The sequence below is a fragment of the Microbacterium rhizomatis genome (assembly GCF_008710745.1).
GTDB lineage: Bacteria > Actinomycetota > Actinomycetes > Actinomycetales > Microbacteriaceae > Microbacterium > Microbacterium rhizomatis.
Map to the genome: position 1 here is coordinate 26,872 of NZ_VYSA01000008.1, position 17,340 is coordinate 44,211.

The following is a 17,340-nucleotide window of genomic DNA, read 5'->3' on the forward strand; positions in this document are numbered from 1 at the left end:
GTCACCCGAGCGCGGTCGCGCCCTCTTGGGCGATGGCGCGATCTTGGGCGTTGCTGCCGCCGCTGACACCGATCGCTCCTACGACGACACCATAGGAGAGGAGCGGGATGCCCCCGGCGAGCGGGGTGAGACGGTCAATGCTCTTCAGCCCGTAGCCGAATTCAGGGTCGTCTTGGGCCATGGTGTACCAGGCGTCGGTAGGGGTTTTGGTGCTGGCGGCACTGAAGGCCTTGTCTTGGGCTACCTGGATACTTGCGAACGGGGCATCGTCGAGGCGTTCGAGCATGAGGAGTCGTCCGGCCGCATCGGTGACTGCGATGGTGACCGGCAGGGAAAGGGACTGGGCGTGTCGGGCGGCGGCCTGCACGATGGTGCGCGCGCCGTCGATGGTGAGCTGACGGGTTTCGCGGGTGAGGGCAGCGGTGTCGATCATTTTGGTTCTCCAAGATTTGGTGTTGGGTTAGGGGAGGAGGACGGGGCGCCCGACAACTCGCCCGGCGCGCATGTCTTCGATTGCGCGTTCGAAATCCGCGAGCGGGTAGGTGGTGTAGGGGGAGCGGATCGCAGGCGCACGGTGACGAACGAGGGTTTCGAGTTCGGTGTGGGTGCCGACGAGGTTGAACAGGATCGTCAATTCGGCGACGACGGCGCTCAGCGTGTCGATGGTGAGCGTGCCTCCCGCGCCGACGATTGACACAACTCCACCGCGAGCGGCGAGGGAGACGGCTGTATCGGCGCTTTCCGGCGCACCGACGAAATCGAAAACCAGAGAGAAGCCTTCCGGCGCAATGGCGCGGGCTTGCGTCTGTGCCTGGGAGCCGACCGCCGTCACGACTTCATCGGCGCCGAGCTCGTATGCCAGGTCCGTCTTCGCCAGGTTGGGTTCGAGGACGACGATTTTGCCCGGAATCGCTGCGCGCAGCAACTGCAGTCCGAACAGTCCGACGCCCCCAAGGCCGATCACTGCAGCGTCGGTGCTGCTCGGTAGTGTCCGTAGTGCTCGCTCGACGGCATGGTACGCGGTGAGACCGGCGTCGGTGAGCGGGCATAATGCCAGCAGGTCGGTGTCCGCCCCGACACGGACGAGTGCTCGTTCGTCGACGCGGATGAACTCCGCCCAGCCGCCTGGCGTGGAACCGTCGACGCCTGGGAAGGTGCGGCTGGGGCAGTACATGTCCGCGCCGCGCCGGCATGCGCTGCATACCCCGCAGGTGGAGACCGGGTGGAGCACGACAGGGTCCCCGACAGCAACAGCCGTCACCGCTTCCCCGGTTTCGCGTACCCAACCGGTTGTCTCGTGGCCGGGGACATAAGGGAACTGGGGGACACCGTAGGCTGCAACGAGCCCGCCCTCGATAGTTTCTATGTCGGTCTGGCAGATGCCTGCCGCTGCCACCTGGACGATGACGTCGGTCGGTCGGTGCAGTACCGGTCGCTCGATGTCTGTGAGCTTGGCGTGGCCGAATTCCTCGATGACGACAGCCTTCACGCCGGCACTCCAAGGGGCGCGAAGGTGCGGTCAACCACCGCGAGCATGCGCTGGCGCTCCTGCGCGGAGACCGGCCGCAAAGGGGCGCGAAGGTGGGCGGAGTCGATGACCCCGAGGTGCACCAGGGCCTCTTTCAGGCGCGAGCGGTTGTCGCGGATAGGCTCGCCGTACATGACGGCGGCGAGGGGTGCGATCCTCTCGGCATCCCACTGAATAGCCTCGGAGATGCGACCAGCGTGTACGAGGTCGTGCAATCGAAGAGTGGCCGCGCCCGCCAGACCGGCGAAGCCTAGGAGGCTGCCGTGGGCACCCAGCAGGTAGGACTCGAGGATGAAGTTGTCGCATCCGGTAAGCAGTTCCACGTCGGGGAAGTCCTGTTTGAGCAGGTTGCGGGTGCGCACGTACGCGCGCGCGTCGAATGAGGCATCCTTTACCGCGGCGATCAGGCCGGGGACGGCGCAGAGCGACGCGAGGGTGTCCGGTCCAAGAGTAACCCCGCCAACATCGGCCATCAGGCTGAACGCGATGAGGGGGAGTCCCGCTTCTCGCGTGGCAGAGAAGTATCCCACGAGGGCTTCTTTGCTCAAGGTCGTGCCGGCAAAGGCAGGAGGCGTGAACATAAGAAGGGCATCGCTTCCCGCTGCGGAGAGGTCGTGGGCCAGTTGCTTCGCCGCCCGGTCGTGGGTGGCGATCAGCCCTGAGACCAGATAGACGGTGTCTCCGAACTCCTCGCGCACAACCTCGGCCGTTCGGAGCCGCTCCGGGTTGTCCAGGTGCGCACCTTCGCCGGTGTCGGCGTTGATCGCAAAGGCAGTGATGCCCTGCTCGTCGGCGAGCCAGCGCAAGTACCGGCGGAACGCGGTGAAGTCCGGGTCGCCGTCGGCGGACATCGGAAGGGCGACGGAAGCGATCACCTTGCGGGACGCGATCTTCATGTAGAGTCCATTCTCTCGGTCGGTCGGTCTAGAAGTTGCACGGTTCGGGTGGCGAGTTGCGGGGTTCGGTGAAGGGCGACGGCCGGACGCTCCGGACGAGACCTGGTCCGGTTGTCACGCTCATCCAGCCAGGCGATGAGGTGCTCGATTGTCGTGACCGGCACGCCTTCTCGGACACCAGTGGCGAGCAGGTCGTTCATGCGCATCGTTGATCCGTCGGGGGAGATCATTTCGCCGATTACTCCGACAGGCGGGAGGCCGGCGGCGCGCATCAACTCGACGGCCGCCTCGGTATGTCCCGGACGCTGACGGACGCCGCCGTCGACCGCGCGAACGGGCAGGATGTGTCCGGGCCGTATGAACGAAGCAGCTGTTGCGTTCGGGTCGCCGAGCAGGTTGAGCGTGCGGGCCCGGTCGTGGGCGCTGATGCCCGTGGTGATCCCCGTCGCGGCATCGACGGACACGGCATATGCCGTACGGCGGGGGTCTTCGTTCTCAGCGACCATAAGCGGCAACGCGAACTTGTCCGCGAGCGGAGCGGGCATGGGTGCGCAGAGGTAGCCCGAGGTGTGGCGTACCATCCAGGCAATCCACTGCTGTGTGGCCAGCGTTGCTGACATGATCGCGTCGCCCTCGTTCTCGCGGTGGGCAGCATCCGAGACGATCACCGGTCTGCCGGCGCGGAGTGTCTCCAGGACGCGGTCTACAGAGGAGAACAGAGACGGTGTTTCCACGCTATTGCAGCTTTCGGAACTCGCGGTCGAAGAAGATGAGTGGTCGCCGAGTGGTGCCTTCGATCAGATCGCGCACACTTCCGACCGCGATCAGGTGGTCGCCGCCTTCGTAAGTGGCGACCAAGTTGCACTCGATCCAGGCCATACAGCCGGGGAGATGCGGAAGACCTGAGGAACCGCGTGTCCACTCCACCTCCCCGAACCTGTCCGTGCCTCTCGTCCCGAATGTGAGAGCAAGGTCATCCTGCCCCTCAGCCAGCACGTTCACAACGAACCGGCCGCTCTCGACAATCCTCGGCCAGGAGGAGGATGACCGGGCCACGTTTAAGGAGATCAGCGGAGGCTCCAATGACAGGGAGGAAAACGCCTGCAAGGTGAAACCCACCGGCCCGTCTCCGGACATGCCGGTGACAACGGTCAGTCCTGTGCCGAACAGAGCCATCGTCTCGCGCATCGCCGCACCGCCGACCATTACGCTTGTTGCTTCGTGAACCACGATGTACCTCAACTCCTCGGTGGCTAGGAAATTCACCGTCCCATGTGTGAAGAACGCAACTCAAGGTCTGAATGACGGAAAAATGTGCCGAGCAAGTTGTGAAACCCTCCTACCCCCTCGCGCGGGAATGTGGTCCGTTCGGCCATTGCTCGAACGATCGTGCTCCGCGAGGCTGAGACTTGCCGAGAGGTCGACGACGATACCGAGAAGACGGCTTCAAGAAGCGGAGTCGAGCCCGACCCGCGCCTAACCGGCGCGTACTCGGATTATGGGCAATCGATGCTCGAGCGATTACTGGACCCGATCGGTCACGGATGACTCGGTTGGGCGGAGCGAAAGAGGATGATGAATGGTCAACAACGGCTTTAGGACGGTCGAGACGACGCGCGGTCCCTTCGATCCTGGTGGACAGCCTGATCTGGAGACCGGGCAGCCCCTGCAGCTGGGCTTCTTCGGCTGGAACGTGCGCGCGGGCATGATGGCATCAAAGGCGGTGCTGACTGACGAGGCACGTCTAGCCGACTACTGGGTCTGGGAGAGGTCGAGCAAGCTCATCAAACTCGCCGAAGAGATCGGCTTCGATTACCAGGTCCCGTTTGGCCGCTGGATTGGCGGCGGCGGCGCAACGAACTTCAACGGCGCCGCGCTGGACTTTCTTGCCAGTGCGGCAGCGACCGCACCGATTACCGAGAAGATGGGCGTGATTTCGACGGCGCACATCACCTACGGATTCCACCCGCTTCACATCGCGAAGTTCGGCGCCACCATCGACCACATCTCGAACGGTCGCTGGGGTCTGAACATCGTGTCGGGCTATCAGGCTCAGGAACGCGCTGCGTTCGGACGACTCGATCCGCTCGACCACGACGAGGCCTACGACATGGCCGAGGAATTTGTTGTGCTCATGAAACACCTCTGGCATGAGAAGGAGCGCTTCAACTTCGAGGGTGATTACTACCAGTCATACGGCGCGATTGTCGCTCCGGGACCCTCCCGTTCCCCACGGCCTGTGCTGATGAACGCCGGCGGATCGCCTAAGGGCATCGACTTCGCAGTGCGCAATGTCGACGTCGTTTTCACCCTCGCGCCATCGCTGGAAGGGTATCGCGACAAGGTCGCCCAGATCCGCGATCTTTCCACCAAGTACAACCGGAAAGTCAAGATCGCCACGATGTCCTGGGCCTTGATCGAGGCGACGGATGAACTCGCCGCGGAGCGTCTCGCCTGGTATCAAGACGAGGTCGACCTCGAAGCTGTCTACGGCTACTACCAAGCCTTGGCGGGAATCGACACCTTCGGCGCAGGGGACTCCTCAGCCAAGGGCGATGACTACGAGGGGTACCCGGGGCTGCCTAGAGAGTTCGTCGAGACGTTCGCCCTCGGCATGACATCGCCCCGGCTGTGCGGCTCACCTGAGACGGTCGCGGAGAAGATCCGCGCACTCCATGAGGTCGGCATCGAAAGCCTGTTCATCAACTTCTCCGATCCACAGAAGGGCCTGCATCAGATGCAAGACGACGTCCTGCCGATCCTCCGCAAGATGGGCATTCGCAACTAACTGCGCGGGCTGCGGACTGGAGATATGTATCGATGAAGCTACAGGGCTTGTTCCCCGCTCCCACCGTTCCGTTCGACAGTGGCGGCACCATCGATCACGGTGAGCTCAGACCCTATCTGGCATCGATGAGCGCCATCGAGGGAGTCAGCGGCGTGGCCGTGAACGGCCATGCTGGTGAACTGATCTCGCTATCCCCCCACGAGCGGCTCGAGGTGGTGCGGGCGGCCCGATCCGAGTTCTCGCCAGGGCAACACGTCATCGCGGGAGTGGACCCGGTCTCAGGCGAAGCCGGCATCGATATTCTGCTTGAAACGGCTGCGGCGGGTGCAGACGCCGTGCTCGTTTTGCCCCCCTTTGACAGCATGGCGCGTCGCTCGTTGAGCAGGAGCGCGGTGGCACCGGTGATGTTCTTCGAGAAACTCGCCGAGGCCAATGTTCCGATCGTCGTGTTCCAATACCCCCATGCCACGGGCTGCGACTACACAACCGAAACGTTGGCTGAGATCGCCCGGATCGATCAGGTCGTCGCCGTCAAGAACGCGGTCTGGCATGCGGAATACTACGTGGAGCAGCTCAAGGCTGTCGGGCAGCACGCTTCGATGCTGGCCGCCTGCGATGCGCCCGAACTACTGACGATGATGATGCTTGGGGCCGACGGCCTGCTGCTCGGAGCAAGCGCGGTCGGCACCGAGCACTGGGCCAAATACGTCGCGCATATTCGCGACGGCGACTACAACGCTGCTCGCGCCATATTCGCGACCACGCTCCTTCCTATTCTCGATTCGACGTTCGGCTCCACGCGCGTGAGGTCGGCCACGTTTGCTGCACTGACAAAGTACGCGCTTGAGGTCCTGGGGATCTTCTCGAGCGCGAGAGTGCGCCCTCCGGAGATCGAACCCGATGAGGCTGACAAGACGGAACTTCGCGCGGCGATGTCCTCGGCAGGTCTCATCTGACTGCCGCGCCTAACCGGCGCTATGATGCCCGGGTGGTTTCTGATTCCGGGGTGAGCTACACCCCCGACCTCGACGCGATGACAAAGCTCATCACGCAGAAGGTGTGGAACGAGTACCCCGGATACTCTTCGGACTTCTTCGACCAGGCCGAATTGACTCCTTCAACACGGTCCAACCTGGCATTGGCGCTGCGTGTGTTGCAGGAGGAGACGCCACCCACCTACGAGGACCTCTCTCACGCCCGGAGTGTCGGGGCGATGAGGGCGCGGCAGTTGGTGCCCCTGGAATCGGTGATCCAGGCCTTCCGACTCACCGAACGTGTTCTGATGCTCGACCTTTTCGCCAACACGAGCGGGGTGATCGATTTTCGCCCGGGTACGGTGGCTGATCTGCTGACTTCGACGTTCGATGCGCTGACCCAGCAGGTCATCAACTCGTACCGCGAGACATTTACCGCCGCCGAAGGCGCCGCCCGAGCTGCGGAAAACCAGCTCGTCTCCACCGTGGCGAGCGGCCTGACGCTCAACGACGCAGAGTTGGAGGATTGGCGCAGGCTGCTCTCCGTGGACGTCGATTCCCCCGTTGTCTCCCTTGCGATCATGTGGCCTGCCGGCGTCGACCAGCTCGAGACGCAGCGTGCACTGCGACGACTCAAGTCGCGCCTTGAGGTGAGCAAGAGAGCGCGTGTATTGACGGGCAGTTTGGCGGATGCGACGTTGGTCCTCGTTGTCACGCCCGAGGGCAGAGACCATGCGGACGTTTCCCTGAGAGCAGCCATTGAGGACGCCCAACTTCCTGACGGATGCGCGGTGGGTGTCGGGCAGAAGTCGGAGAGCCTACGCAGCGCCAGCATGGGTTGCCAGCAATCCATGGATGCGGCGAAGATCGCCGGGATTCGCCTGTCAGGACGTGTGGTGTTCTACCACGAGGTGCTCATCGAAATGCTTCTGCAGGCGCGGCCGCAATTGAGCGCCATCCTTGCGGCGTCCCGGCTCCACGGGTTGGACAGCAATCCGCAGCTTCGGGAGACGCTTGAGTCCCTGATCGAGAACAATCTCTCTCAAGCGCGGGTCGCGCGAGACCTGTACGTACACATCAATACCGTCGCGAATCGCGTGCGCAGAATCAACGAGCTCACGGGGTTTGACCCGCTCAACCTGACTGACCTGATCGAGATGGCGGTCGCTCTCCGGTGGGAGAAACTCCAAGGCTGACAGCACGGATCTCCCTGCTGCCGCCGCTCCCCGCTGACGAGCGCAGTGACTGCCGGGTGTCCTTCCGGTCGCCGGCACCACAGCCGCGGACTGTGGGAAGTTCACAAGGCTGCCGCGCACGTTGATATGCCATTGATCGATTGTCGACCACACGTCGGAAGTCTCATGCTGGGCGCAGTCCCGCGGCGCACAAGCCCACGTCGTGCCGAATGCCGGGCGTCAAGGAAGACCGCTCGCGGCTGGGGTGCGGTACTACGGCTCCTCAGCCGTAAGCCAGACGGAAGGAAACTCAATTGCCTCGATCATTTGCAAGCACCGTCGTCGACGTACCACCCAGCGTCGTATGGGACTTCGTGAAGGACTTCAACGCAACGCCCACCTATCTCGATCTCGTAGCGGACAGCATCATCACGGATGATCAGCCCGTCGATCTTCTCGGCTGTGAACGCGTCATAACTCTCACCGATGGTCGTGTTGTGAAAGAGACTCTCGTCGCGCGTGACGATGTCGCTCGCACGTTGACCTACCACCTGACGGAGGGGCCGTTCCCCTTCTACAACTACTACTCCACGATGCGCGTCACTCTGATCTCCGACACGGGCGGCAGTTTTGTCGACTGGAGTAGCCACTACGACAGCGACGCCGCGGATGCTGAGGCGAACGACCACCTCCTCGCTGACCAGATCTACGGCGCCGGCCTGCAGCAGATCAAAGCCCGTTTCGCGTCAAGTCGCATCACCAACTGAACTCCATCCCACTCAAGCTGGTCAAAGGAGACCCAATGTCCACTACTCGTGAAAGCAAGATCTCATTGCCACCTTTGGTCGTCCGTCAGACGGATGACCCGCACGTCGTATCCGACGCTGCTCGTGACGACTACGCCGAGCACGTCGTCCCCAAGACGTGGAGAATCGGCCGGGCCGGTATGGCCTTCGCCTGGTCCTCACTGCTGACCGCGATGTTCACAGTCGTGCTGTCCGCGACCGTGGCCTCCGTCGTCGGTACAGCTGATGCAATCATCGGAATTGCGCTCGCCAGTGCCACGTACGGCCTGATCAACTACTTCATGCAGAAAACCGCCACCACATCCGGTCTCACCGTTGGCCTTTTCTCCCGAAGCCTCTTCGGCTATTCCGGCGCCGCCCTGGTGACGATTGTCTACTCGCTGACCGCGATCTGGTTCGCGGTGTTCGAGGGCTCAGTCGTTGCCGTGGCACTTCAGGCTTATTTCGGCGGCCCGATCCAGTTGTGGTACGTGGTGGTCGTGGCGCTTTCGGTCCCTCTCGTTCTCGGAGGTGTACGCGTCTGGATCGAGAAGGTGAATAAGTGGCTGCTGCCCATCTTCGTGGCAGGCATGGTCGGGGCGGTGATCTGGGCGACGGTGGTCTACGGATACGCGCCGGACTGGGCAAATAAGCCCGCAACCATCACCACCGCTCTGGCCGCACCCGGATGGTTGTACGTCTACGCCGTCTACATGGGCATCTTCGCGACCATGATGTACTGCTTCGACTTCGCGCGGCTCGGTCAGCCGAAGGACATCAAATTCAACGGCTGGATCACGTTCGGACCCGTCTTCTACTTCTTCTCATACTTCGTCAACGGACTCATTGGAATCTACCTGGTCGCGGTGATCCCACAGGATGAGGGAGTGTCCGAAATCGGAGTGGTCGTCAGCATCGTGAAGATGATGGGCATATTGGGGTTGATTTTCATCGTCGCCACCCAGACGAAGATCAATACCGCGAACTTGTATCTCGCGTCGTCCTACCTGGAGAGCTTCTTCGCGCAGGTCTTCAAGCTCAAGCTTCCACGCTGGCTCTGGGCCGTCGTCGTCGGAATCGTCATGCTCGGCGTCATGTTCCTGGACGTCTTCTCTTTCCTCCTTCAATGGCTCGCCTATCAAGGGGCGATCATCGTCGCCTGGGTTGCCATCGCGCTCGTTCAGATGGCGTATCGGTCACGCAAGAACGTGAACAGGAAAGGCGGGCTCATCGAATTCAGACCTGGTCGAGTTCCCGGGGCGAACCCTGGCGGACTCGGAGCGTGGATCATCTCCTCCGGTGTAGGGATCGCGCTGCTAGCGACCAACTCGCCATTCGGTGGCACCTGGGCACTACCGATCACATTCATCTTGGCCGGAGGAATCTACGCCCTCGCCCTGCTGTTCGCGCGACCGGCGTGGTTCACTCTGAGGCGACCAAATGATCCCCGCGACGAGGTAGAAGACATCTGGGAGACCCGAGTCCAATGCCACAACTGCAAGAAGTCATATATCGCCGTCGAGATGGACCGCGACCCCTCCCACGAAAACCAAGCGATCTGCTCCCTGTGTGCAAACGCTCATGGCTTCCGGGTCGCCGCAAAACACGAAGCCGAAACGACAAGCCGCGGATGAGTCATCGTCGGAGTCTTCACTCGAGGCCGCGGCACCACACCCATCCTCACGGTGACAATATCTGCCCGGACGGGTCAGCAGCCGACACGAACATGAAGTGATCGCGATTGAACCCGCGACCTCCCTCCTCGCCACGGACAACGCCGTGACGAGGAGGGAGGTGAGCGCGACGCGCGCTTCATCGCCTCTCTGTCGGTCGCGACCGCACGCGTCGCCTCGCGACCGCCGTGGACACAGCGCGGCGACGCCCGCGAACCCCAACTGTGCACTGTCGACGACTGGCAGGTCATCACGGTCGGACCACAGCGACTGGTGCTCTGACCGCACAGGAGCGCAACGATCGTCTCTGCCCCTTCTATCCGCGGGCTCCAGCACATGAGGGTCGTGCTCGCGCCTGACAGCTTCAAAGGATCCATCACGGCCGCAGACGCGGCCAACGCCCTGGCCGATGGGTGGCGCGCCACTGACCCGTCGGCCGAGATCCTCACGCGTCCCATGGCAGACGGGGGAGAGGGAACGCTCGCCGCGTTCGCCACCGCCATCCCTAACAGCACACGAATGCCCATAACCGTGACCGGTCCGCACGGGCGCCCCGTCGAGGCCTCCTGGCTTCTCCTCCCGCCTGCTGACGACGCGCCCACCGGGACGGCGATTGTAGAACTCGCGTCGACCTCGGGCATCGAACTCCTCGGGTCGGACCTGCTGCCGCTGGACGCCCACTCACTCGGATTCGGCCAAGCGATCGCCGCCGCGCTGGCCCACGGGGCCCCGGAGAACCGCGTTTCACGGCTCGTGCTCGGCATTGGCAGTAGCGCATCGACCGATGGTGGCACGGGAATGCTCACCGCGCTGGGCGCGCGATTCGCGGACACGAAAGGAAGGACAATCCCGCTCGGCAACCGCGGTCTCGAAACAGTCGCGGCGGCCGATCTGACCGGACTTCAACCCCCACCCCCCGGTGGGGTTCGGGTCCTCAGCGACGTCACCAACCCCTTGCTTGGCACGCTCGGCTCGGCAGCAATCTTCGGACCGCAAAAGGGCCTCAGCACGGCGGCCGTCCCGAGCTCCAATACTCGCCTTGCGCGGCTCGCGAAAATGCTTCCTGCAGACCCTGGGACTTCGGGAGCCGGCGCCGCCGGCGGAGTGGGCTTCGGGCTCCTCGCGTGGGGTGCCCGACTCGTTCCCGGCGCAGCCGAGGTCGCGGAACTCATCAATCTGCGCGAGGCCCTGACACAAGCCTCAGTCGTCGTCACAGGAGAGGGTTCCTTTGACGGCCAATCCGCCGCCGGCAAAGCCCCAACGCACGTCGCAGCACTCGCTGCAGAACTGGGTGTGCCCGTTGTGCTGGTGGCTGGGCGCATCGCGCCCGACGCCGATACTTCCGCGTTTGCGGCCCATGTGTCATTGACAGCTGTCGCGGGGGACGGCCGGGCTGCGCGGGCGAACCCCCGAAGGTGGCTGCGCCAGGTCGGCGCCACCCTGGCCGAGAAATTTAACTAGAACGAGCCAACCATCGCCTCTGGATGCGTCCACGTCGAAGTGCAGCGCACCGCTCGGTCGCCGTCCGCGGGCCGCCCAGAGGTTCCCGCTCGCGCGTCGAGCGCGCCAATCACAGCGATCATATCGAGCGATCCCAGACCTGCGGCAGCAGCTTCTTCATACAGTTCGCGGCTCGCTCGGATGAGTGGATGAGCGGACCCGACGGCCAAAGCCGCCTCCTCAACCAGGCGCGCGTTTTCGGCACGTCCGCGATCGCCGCCTGCGGCTCCAGATCCCCTGCCGTGAGTTTCAGTGCCTTCCCCCGGGAAACCAAGGACGCCATTTGCCCGGCCGCCAGAACTTCCCGCAGCACGCCAGAGTCGACGCCGACGTGTTTCGCGAAGTGGAAGCTTTCCGCTAGCCCGGTGACCATGGTGATCAGGAATGTGTTCACGGCAAGCTTCATAGACAACGCTGCCGGCACTGGTCCGCAATAGAACCGCTGACTGTACATCGCTTCAATTAGTGGCTCCACGAACCGGATGGAATCATCGGGGCCGGCGAGCATTGCCACCAGCGACCCGTCTATGGCCGGCCCACCAGATCCGGAGACCGGAGCCTCGACATAGTGCCCGCCCGCGCGGGTGATTTCGTCCGTCAGCGTTTGCGAGAACCCGGTGGTGAACGTTTCCGTCTGCACGACGGTGTGGCCGCGAACTTGAACCCAGGGCGGCCCCTGCCTCATGAGCATGTAGAGGCCGTGGCGTCGCGCCCCTACGATGTCCGCCAGCGGCGCGTGGAACACGACCGCGATGTACGCGCCGAGCTCGCCAGGACCCTGCATCGTGATGCCGGCGAGTCGACGAACAGCGCTGTGAGCGCCGTCCGCTCTGATGACGTACGCGGCACGCAGGGTCGAGGACTCGCCGGCCTCGCGGAGAGGATCCCGACACGGCGGCGCAGGCCGACAGAGAGGCCGCTGTCGCCGCCCAGGACGCCCGTGCAGCTCGTGAGAGCAGCACGGTGGCGTATGACAACAGCGCCGAACGCCGAGACGCGTTCGCACGGTCGCTGGAGGGCACCGCGTCAGAGCAAGAGGTCCGCGGCCGCGTCCTCGCAGACAGCGGCAACGCGAAGCACCCCCGCGAGGCCGTCACCACACCAACCGACCGCGCCCCACGGCCCCGAAAGGGCCGGGCCGGAAACACGCAGCAACGCGACCGCGGCGGCCTCTCCCGATAACGAGACGGGAGACGGGCGGCTGTTGGAGAATTTGGAGGAAACGACCGGCGAACCTCAGGAGTGAAGGTCGGTGGTGGCGCGGTCGATGGGGCGACCTAGTTGTCGTTATTCAGGTTCGCCCGTAATCAAATACTCCGGGACCACTCTGCGTGTGGAGCAAGTGATAGAGCACGCCACCGTGGTCGATCGTGGGCTTGGGTGTTCCGTCCGGTTGTAGAGGGCAAAGGACCGGTTGACCAGCGGGTGTGGGCGTATTTTGCTCATGTAAGAGGGCGATGTACGTCTCGATGGTCATGCGCCCCACGTTACCGAGCGATCATTTGCCTAGACATCTACGACGCACGCGCAGACGCCCACCAACGGAGACGGCGCTGTTGATCTGACATAACGGTCATTATCGGCAATTAAGTACAAACAGATCTACTATGTACATTTTAGTCGCTCTGCGGTAACCTGTAGGCATGACTCAGATTGCTATCACTGACGCCCGTGGCCGGTTGGCGTCGATCATCGACGAGGCCCGTGTCGAACCGGTGTATCTCACGCGTCGGAACAGGGCCGTCGCGGCCGTTGTCGACGCGGCGCAGCTTGAGCAGCTGCTGGATGATGCTGAGGAGCTCGCGGACATCCGTGCGGTAGATGCGGCGTGGGAAGAGACTGAGGAGTTGGGTGAGACGCCCGTTCCCTGGGACGACGTCAAGCGTGACCTCGGTCTGGTTCCGTGACCCATCAGATCCAGGTTCTCCCCGTCGCGGCCAGAGCGATCAGGAAATTGCCTCCCGAGGCGAAGCGACGGGTCCAAGCGGCGGTCGAATTGCTCGCCGATGATCCTCGGCCGCCAGCGGCGAAGAAGCTCACCGGGCGCCCGGAATGGCGGGTGCGGACCGGTGACTACCGGGTGCTGTACCGCATCCAGGACGACATCCTGACCGTAGTAATTGTTCACGCCGGTCATCGACGAGACATCTACGAGAAGTAGACCACTGACGAGATTTGGGCCCGTTACAACAAGATGCGTTCATGAAGATCACCGTTGACACCGATTCGACGTGCACACGTGGATGACCAGGCCGGAGGTTGCGACGTCGCGTACTCGTGGAAGCTGCCCGACGGATTGCCGGATGTCGTGGGCGTGGAGAACCGCGGGCGCCGCCTGGTGGTGTCCCCGCGGGTGCTGCGCGTGGAGCACTGGCCGAGACATGACTCCCCTGGAGCACTACACGTGTTCATAGATGGTGTGCGGGTCCGTGTCGATGGAACAGTTGGCGGCGATAAGGGACTCGGGTTCAGTGATGAGCCCGAGCAGTGGGGAGAAGTCGTTCGCCACACCGATGAGCTCCCCGACTGGTCCCGTCCGTACATCGAGGCCGCACGGGTGTGGGAGGCGGCACGCGGCAACCCTCGACCGCCCCGACTGCGACTGGTCTGACGACGAGTTGAGTGTGCGGCGGCTTGTTCCGGAAGAAAGCTTCTGCAGCCCGGTTGCACAACAGATCACAAAGGACCCTTTCACCCTCGACTTCCTTGCGATCGACTCGGACGCATCCGAGCGCCAGCTCGAGGAACGTCTCACGAACCGGATCGTTCAGACCCTGCGGGAACTCGGGCGAGGCTTCGCATTCGTCGGCCGGCAGATCCATTTCGACATCGATGGCGACGACTTCTACGTCGACCTACTATTCTTCCACGCCGAACAGCTGCGCTACGTGGTCATCGAGCTCAAGACCACCAAGTTCGACCCCCGCGATGCTGGCCAGCTGGGCTTCTACGTGTCGCTCGTCGACGATCGACTCCGGATCAACGACCTACACAGACCCACGGTGGGGATGCTCCGGGTAGCTGACAAGAACGAGACCGTCGTGCGCTACGTTCTCGCCGGCACGCGCCAGCCTGTCGCCGTGTCGCGGTACGAACTAAGCGCTGCCGACGCTGCGGCGCTGCCCTCCGAGGAGACTCTGACGCAGATCGCCACCGAGGCGGTTCAGCGCTCCGAGCCGAACGATTGACATGCGCGGCTGGGGGGCGGGGTGCAGCGAACAGCCACAAACCTCTCCAGCAGTTACGGTGGGTGAACATCCCCGCAGGCTTGGGCTCGACCGATCGCCTGAGTCACCTTTCATGTGGGGCAAGGTGGTCATGGCTCGATCGTTGCAGTCTCGTCAGACCTATCTCCGATCAAGTGCTCCATCCTGGCTTGAAGTGCATCTTTTTCAAAGCAAGACCAGTACGGCAATGGCGGTCCGTATTTCCACTCCACGCTCGCATCGTTGACGGCACCGCCTAGGCGATCCACGATCTGACGGCACTCTCTCAGCGCTGCCTTTTCCATCAGCATCGGCGGTATCAGGAGGGCGCACGCGACGATGGATGCGATCACAAACGCTGCCTGCGCGCTGCGGTCGAGCGGAACCTTGGTGTCGACCATTTAGCTACTTCCGAAAAGATCGGGAGGCAAGATGGGGCATGTCGCATACGCCGACGAGGGATCCTCAGTTGAACCTAGAACGGCGGAGTACGGTGACCACAAGTCTGGCGCTGTGTAGTATCCCTCGACGAACGTCGTCTCACTCGGAGGCGCGTCGACGGTGTAGCCGAGGTCCTCAAGGCAGTCGGTCAGCTCTCCGGCGTAATAGCGGTAGATTGCCGCGAGTTGCTCAGTCGACAACCGTTGATTGAATCGAGGCTCGTAAGGGAACTCGGCCATGCACTTCCACATGCTCACCGCGTACGTCTGACGTTGCGCCTCTGGCAGCGATCCTGATTCCAATGACCCGTCGGACCGGACCGTGACATCTGAGAATCCTTCACCGTGCATGCAGGCTTCCAGCGCTCCCGGCGCTGACTCGATTGTCACGTACCGCTCGAGATGAACATCTGGCCTGACCGCATCCGGATACGTGCTCACGACACTCTCCCACTGCTGATCGATCAAGCCCTGGGTTAGCGCATCGTAAGCAGGAATCGGCTCTGCCGACCTGGTTTCGGGTATTGCCGGAGAGCCACTGCAGGCGCTCAGCGATAGCAAGCCCACGCCCACCGCGAGGAGGGTCCCCGTCCCAACCCCTGTCTCTCGTGCATGTCTGATCCCGCTCCCCGAAGTCGATCGTTGACGTCCAGCCAGCATGGGTCTACTTTCACTGTAAATAGGTTGAATTTCTTACTTAGAGAGGATAGGTGCAACATGAGGAAGCGCACCATCTCAATAGCGGCAGCGGCCGTCACGGGCGCACTCATCATGGGAACCGGAGTGGTTGCCGCGAACGCTGTTCAGAACAACGTCTATCGCAGCTGCACTCAGGGCCGTCACCACTACGGCATCGTGGATCAAACTGGGTGGGGCAGCATGACGTTCCAAACCTCCGGTGAGGTTTTGACGATCGTGCAGCCCGCGCTCGTGAGAAGCACCCGCTACAAGCACGGCGCTCAGCACAGCGGGTACGTGCTATTTGACGCTTCAACTGCCATCCACAGTTCGATCATCGAGTGCAGCCTCTAGGGAGGCAGGCTTCGACATCAGAACAGGGCGCAAAGTAGCCAACTCCTTGCTTGAACGACTGGGTCGAGTCCGGAAACTCAGATCCCCCTGGTCCCCAAGTGGAATAGAGGGATCAGCCTTTCGTTAGTATGACCGCGGGCAGTCGCCAAGGAGTTGGCCGACTCACGCCGAGTTAGGGTCGAACCCATGATGCGTGCTCACTACGGCGCGGCTCGCCGCGCTTTGATCGCCGCGGTAGCTGTTCTTTCACTGTCGGGCAGCCTGGCCGGGTGTTCGAACACTGTCGCTCTGACTCCAGCGAAGAACGCGAACAGCCCTGACTGCGCTCGGGTCACTGTTTCGCTGCCGGACAGCATCGAGAACGAGGATCGTCGGTGGACCGACGCACAGGGAACCGGAGCGTGGGGCAACCCTCTTTCGATCATTCTGTCCTGCGGTGTTGAGGCGCCTGGGCCAGCCGCGCTTCCCTGTTTCTATCTCGGGGGCACAGACTGGCTCGCTTTGCCCCACGAGGACGACCTTCAGCGCATGATCACTTTCGGTCGCGACCCGGCCGTAGAAGTCGCGATCGCTCGTACCGGAGATCTGGACTTCGCGTCCGTGCTTGAACGACTGGGTGGCGTGATCGACACGGCGCTACCCGGTGCATCTGCGGCGTGCACCGACCGGGCTGAGGTCCTCGAGTCGCCGTAGATACGCTCGCCACCACCGGACCTCGGGGATGTAGCAAGCCGCTCTCGGCGAGCCCGTTCGCGTTGAAGCGGTCGAGGAGCGGGGGCTTGTGTGGGAAAGCTGAGGTCAGAGGGGTGAAGACCTAGCGAGCATACTCGGCCGGCGAGCATACTGACGTCTCGGATACTAATAGAGGCATCCGACTTATCGACTGGAAGGTAGCAAGATGAAGATCAAGAAGAGTCGTAAGATCGCCGTCGGTCTCGCTGCGGTGGCGATTGTCGGGTCGATCGGGGCCGCGGTTCCCGCATCGGCATACAACTACCAGCACACGTTCCCGGGGTTCAGCTGCGGCGGCGCCCTCAGGCCGGCGATCTACATGGCCGCACCGGGCTGGATGAGGCTTTACCAGGAGTGGAGCGGCGGTAGCAACGCGCAGAGCTGGAACAACGGCCTGATCGCAGCCACGCATGCAAAGATCACTCCGATCGGAGTTCAGTACCAGAATTACGGGTTGGGAGAATACGACATCACTCCGCGTTCAGACACGGGGTACGACTGCCGCGCCTGGGCCTAGGTCGCGGCAGATCCTCTCTGTCCCTCAATGGGCAGAGAGGATCTGCCTTTTGTTAGTACGACCGGGGGCATTCGCTAAAGAGTTGGCCGAGGTC

General features: G+C 62.8%; 21 protein-coding genes. 13 read left to right on the plus strand and 8 right to left on the minus strand.

Annotated elements, in window-relative coordinates:
- Position 1: 1 nt before the first annotated feature.
- The 5 genes from F6B43_RS19340 to F6B43_RS19360 are packed head-to-tail and all read right to left on the minus strand — an operon-like array spanning position 2 to position 3,690.
- A complete protein-coding gene (locus F6B43_RS19340; protein WP_150450727.1) occupies positions 2 to 433 on the minus strand; it encodes a GlcG/HbpS family heme-binding protein in 432 nt (143 codons plus the stop codon).
- A gap of 27 nt (positions 434 to 460) precedes the next feature.
- The gene (locus F6B43_RS19345; protein WP_150450729.1) at positions 461 to 1,489 is read right to left on the minus strand and encodes an alcohol dehydrogenase catalytic domain-containing protein; all 1,029 of its coding nucleotides are present in this window, start codon (positions 1,487 to 1,489) and stop codon (positions 461 to 463) included.
- Positions 1,486 to 2,424, minus strand: a complete 939-nt coding sequence (locus F6B43_RS19350) for a dihydrodipicolinate synthase family protein (RefSeq protein WP_150450730.1) — start codon at positions 2,422 to 2,424, stop codon at positions 1,486 to 1,488. Before F6B43_RS19350 ends, F6B43_RS19345 begins: the two co-directional genes overlap by 4 nt.
- Positions 2,421 to 3,158 (minus strand): 3,4-dihydroxy-2-butanone-4-phosphate synthase, encoded by a 738-nt coding sequence (ribB, locus tag F6B43_RS19355; RefSeq protein WP_343030110.1) that lies wholly within the window; start codon positions 3,156 to 3,158, stop codon positions 2,421 to 2,423. Before ribB ends, F6B43_RS19350 begins: the two co-directional genes overlap by 4 nt.
- Before the next feature lies 1 nt (position 3,159).
- Positions 3,160 to 3,690: a flavin reductase family protein gene (locus F6B43_RS19360; protein WP_211368216.1), complete on the minus strand. Its 531-nt coding sequence runs from the start codon at positions 3,688 to 3,690 to the stop codon at positions 3,160 to 3,162.
- Between the two features lie 313 nt (positions 3,691 to 4,003).
- On the opposite strand from F6B43_RS19360, the gene F6B43_RS19365 reads away from it, so the two are divergent.
- The 6 genes from F6B43_RS19365 to F6B43_RS19390 all read left to right on the plus strand — a co-directional run bounded on the left by F6B43_RS19365 (position 4,004) and on the right by F6B43_RS19390 (position 11,280).
- Positions 4,004 to 5,212 (plus strand): LLM class flavin-dependent oxidoreductase, encoded by a 1,209-nt coding sequence (locus F6B43_RS19365; protein WP_150450732.1) that lies wholly within the window; start codon positions 4,004 to 4,006, stop codon positions 5,210 to 5,212.
- A 32-nt stretch (positions 5,213 to 5,244) separates the two neighbouring features.
- On the plus strand, positions 5,245 to 6,168 hold the full coding sequence (locus F6B43_RS19370; protein WP_150450734.1) for a dihydrodipicolinate synthase family protein: 924 nt from the start codon (positions 5,245 to 5,247) through the stop codon (positions 6,166 to 6,168).
- Positions 6,169 to 6,218: 50 nt separating this feature from the next.
- The gene (locus F6B43_RS19375; protein ID WP_150450736.1) at positions 6,219 to 7,382 is read left to right on the plus strand and encodes a PucR family transcriptional regulator; all 1,164 of its coding nucleotides are present in this window, start codon (positions 6,219 to 6,221) and stop codon (positions 7,380 to 7,382) included.
- A 293-nt stretch (positions 7,383 to 7,675) separates the two neighbouring features.
- Positions 7,676 to 8,128, plus strand: coding sequence for an SRPBCC family protein (locus tag F6B43_RS19380; RefSeq protein ID WP_150450738.1), 453 nt, complete (start codon positions 7,676 to 7,678; stop codon positions 8,126 to 8,128).
- A 35-nt stretch (positions 8,129 to 8,163) separates the two neighbouring features.
- A complete protein-coding gene (locus F6B43_RS19385) occupies positions 8,164 to 9,780 on the plus strand; it encodes a purine-cytosine permease family protein (protein WP_150450740.1) in 1,617 nt (538 codons plus the stop codon).
- Positions 9,781 to 10,155: 375 nt separating this feature from the next.
- Positions 10,156 to 11,280: a glycerate kinase gene (locus F6B43_RS19390; RefSeq protein ID WP_150450741.1), complete on the plus strand. Its 1,125-nt coding sequence runs from the start codon at positions 10,156 to 10,158 to the stop codon at positions 11,278 to 11,280.
- Between the two features lie 118 nt (positions 11,281 to 11,398).
- Here F6B43_RS19390 and F6B43_RS19395 read toward each other — a convergent pair whose 3' ends face one another.
- The gene (locus F6B43_RS19395; RefSeq protein ID WP_170285760.1) at positions 11,399 to 12,325 is read right to left on the minus strand and encodes an FAD-dependent monooxygenase; all 927 of its coding nucleotides are present in this window, start codon (positions 12,323 to 12,325) and stop codon (positions 11,399 to 11,401) included.
- A gap of 637 nt (positions 12,326 to 12,962) precedes the next feature.
- On the opposite strand from F6B43_RS19395, the gene F6B43_RS19400 reads away from it, so the two are divergent.
- The 4 genes from F6B43_RS19400 to F6B43_RS19410 all read left to right on the plus strand — a co-directional run bounded on the left by F6B43_RS19400 (position 12,963) and on the right by F6B43_RS19410 (position 14,507).
- The gene (locus F6B43_RS19400) at positions 12,963 to 13,226 is read left to right on the plus strand and encodes a type II toxin-antitoxin system prevent-host-death family antitoxin (RefSeq protein ID WP_150450744.1); all 264 of its coding nucleotides are present in this window, start codon (positions 12,963 to 12,965) and stop codon (positions 13,224 to 13,226) included.
- Positions 13,223 to 13,480 carry a type II toxin-antitoxin system RelE family toxin gene (locus F6B43_RS19405; protein ID WP_150450746.1) on the plus strand — a complete coding sequence of 86 codons (258 nt, stop codon included), beginning with the start codon at positions 13,223 to 13,225 and terminating at the stop codon, positions 13,478 to 13,480. Before F6B43_RS19400 ends, F6B43_RS19405 begins: the two co-directional genes overlap by 4 nt.
- 78 nt (positions 13,481 to 13,558) lie before the next feature.
- Positions 13,559 to 13,930: a hypothetical protein gene (locus F6B43_RS19970; RefSeq protein ID WP_246160072.1), complete on the plus strand. Its 372-nt coding sequence runs from the start codon at positions 13,559 to 13,561 to the stop codon at positions 13,928 to 13,930.
- Between the two features lie 13 nt (positions 13,931 to 13,943).
- Positions 13,944 to 14,507 (plus strand): PDDEXK nuclease domain-containing protein, encoded by a 564-nt coding sequence (locus F6B43_RS19410; protein WP_246160074.1) that lies wholly within the window; start codon positions 13,944 to 13,946, stop codon positions 14,505 to 14,507.
- A 128-nt stretch (positions 14,508 to 14,635) separates the two neighbouring features.
- Here F6B43_RS19410 and F6B43_RS19415 read toward each other — a convergent pair whose 3' ends face one another.
- Positions 14,636 to 14,926, minus strand: a complete 291-nt coding sequence (locus F6B43_RS19415; RefSeq protein WP_150450749.1) for a hypothetical protein — start codon at positions 14,924 to 14,926, stop codon at positions 14,636 to 14,638.
- Positions 14,927 to 15,406, minus strand: a complete 480-nt coding sequence (locus tag F6B43_RS19420) for a hypothetical protein (RefSeq protein WP_150450751.1) — start codon at positions 15,404 to 15,406, stop codon at positions 14,927 to 14,929.
- A 276-nt stretch (positions 15,407 to 15,682) separates the two neighbouring features.
- Here F6B43_RS19420 and F6B43_RS19425 point away from each other — a divergent pair, with 276 nt between their 5' ends.
- The 3 genes from F6B43_RS19425 (at position 15,683) to F6B43_RS19435 (ending at position 17,246) form a co-directional block, all read left to right on the plus strand.
- On the plus strand, positions 15,683 to 15,997 hold the full coding sequence (locus F6B43_RS19425; RefSeq protein WP_150450753.1) for a hypothetical protein: 315 nt from the start codon (positions 15,683 to 15,685) through the stop codon (positions 15,995 to 15,997).
- Positions 15,998 to 16,183: 186 nt separating this feature from the next.
- Positions 16,184 to 16,690 carry a DUF3515 family protein gene (locus F6B43_RS19430; protein WP_246160075.1) on the plus strand — a complete coding sequence of 169 codons (507 nt, stop codon included), beginning with the start codon at positions 16,184 to 16,186 and terminating at the stop codon, positions 16,688 to 16,690.
- A gap of 205 nt (positions 16,691 to 16,895) precedes the next feature.
- A complete protein-coding gene (locus F6B43_RS19435) occupies positions 16,896 to 17,246 on the plus strand; it encodes a hypothetical protein (protein WP_150450755.1) in 351 nt (116 codons plus the stop codon).
- The last annotated feature ends 94 nt before the right edge of the window (positions 17,247 to 17,340 follow it).

Bases quoted from the DNA above. Each gene is read 5' to 3' on its own strand.
- F6B43_RS19340 (WP_150450727.1), bottom strand. From the start codon at position 433: ATGATCGACACCGCTGCCCTCACCCGCGAAACCCGTCAGCTCACCATC.
- F6B43_RS19390 (WP_150450741.1), top strand. From the start codon at position 10,156: ATGAGGGTCGTGCTCGCGCCTGACAGCTTCAAAGGATCCATCACGGCC.
- F6B43_RS19370 (WP_150450734.1), top strand. From the start codon at position 5,245: ATGAAGCTACAGGGCTTGTTCCCCGCTCCCACCGTTCCGTTCGACAGT.
- F6B43_RS19350 (WP_150450730.1), bottom strand. From the start codon at position 2,424: ATGAAGATCGCGTCCCGCAAGGTGATCGCTTCCGTCGCCCTTCCGATG.
- F6B43_RS19435 (WP_150450755.1), top strand. From the start codon at position 16,896: ATGAAGATCAAGAAGAGTCGTAAGATCGCCGTCGGTCTCGCTGCGGTG.
- F6B43_RS19365 (WP_150450732.1), top strand. From the start codon at position 4,004: ATGGTCAACAACGGCTTTAGGACGGTCGAGACGACGCGCGGTCCCTTC.
- F6B43_RS19425 (WP_150450753.1), top strand. From the start codon at position 15,683: ATGAGGAAGCGCACCATCTCAATAGCGGCAGCGGCCGTCACGGGCGCA.
- F6B43_RS19430 (WP_246160075.1), top strand. From the start codon at position 16,184: ATGATGCGTGCTCACTACGGCGCGGCTCGCCGCGCTTTGATCGCCGCG.
- F6B43_RS19415 (WP_150450749.1), bottom strand. From the start codon at position 14,926: ATGGTCGACACCAAGGTTCCGCTCGACCGCAGCGCGCAGGCAGCGTTT.
- F6B43_RS19385 (WP_150450740.1), top strand. From the start codon at position 8,164: ATGTCCACTACTCGTGAAAGCAAGATCTCATTGCCACCTTTGGTCGTC.
- F6B43_RS19400 (WP_150450744.1), top strand. From the start codon at position 12,963: ATGACTCAGATTGCTATCACTGACGCCCGTGGCCGGTTGGCGTCGATC.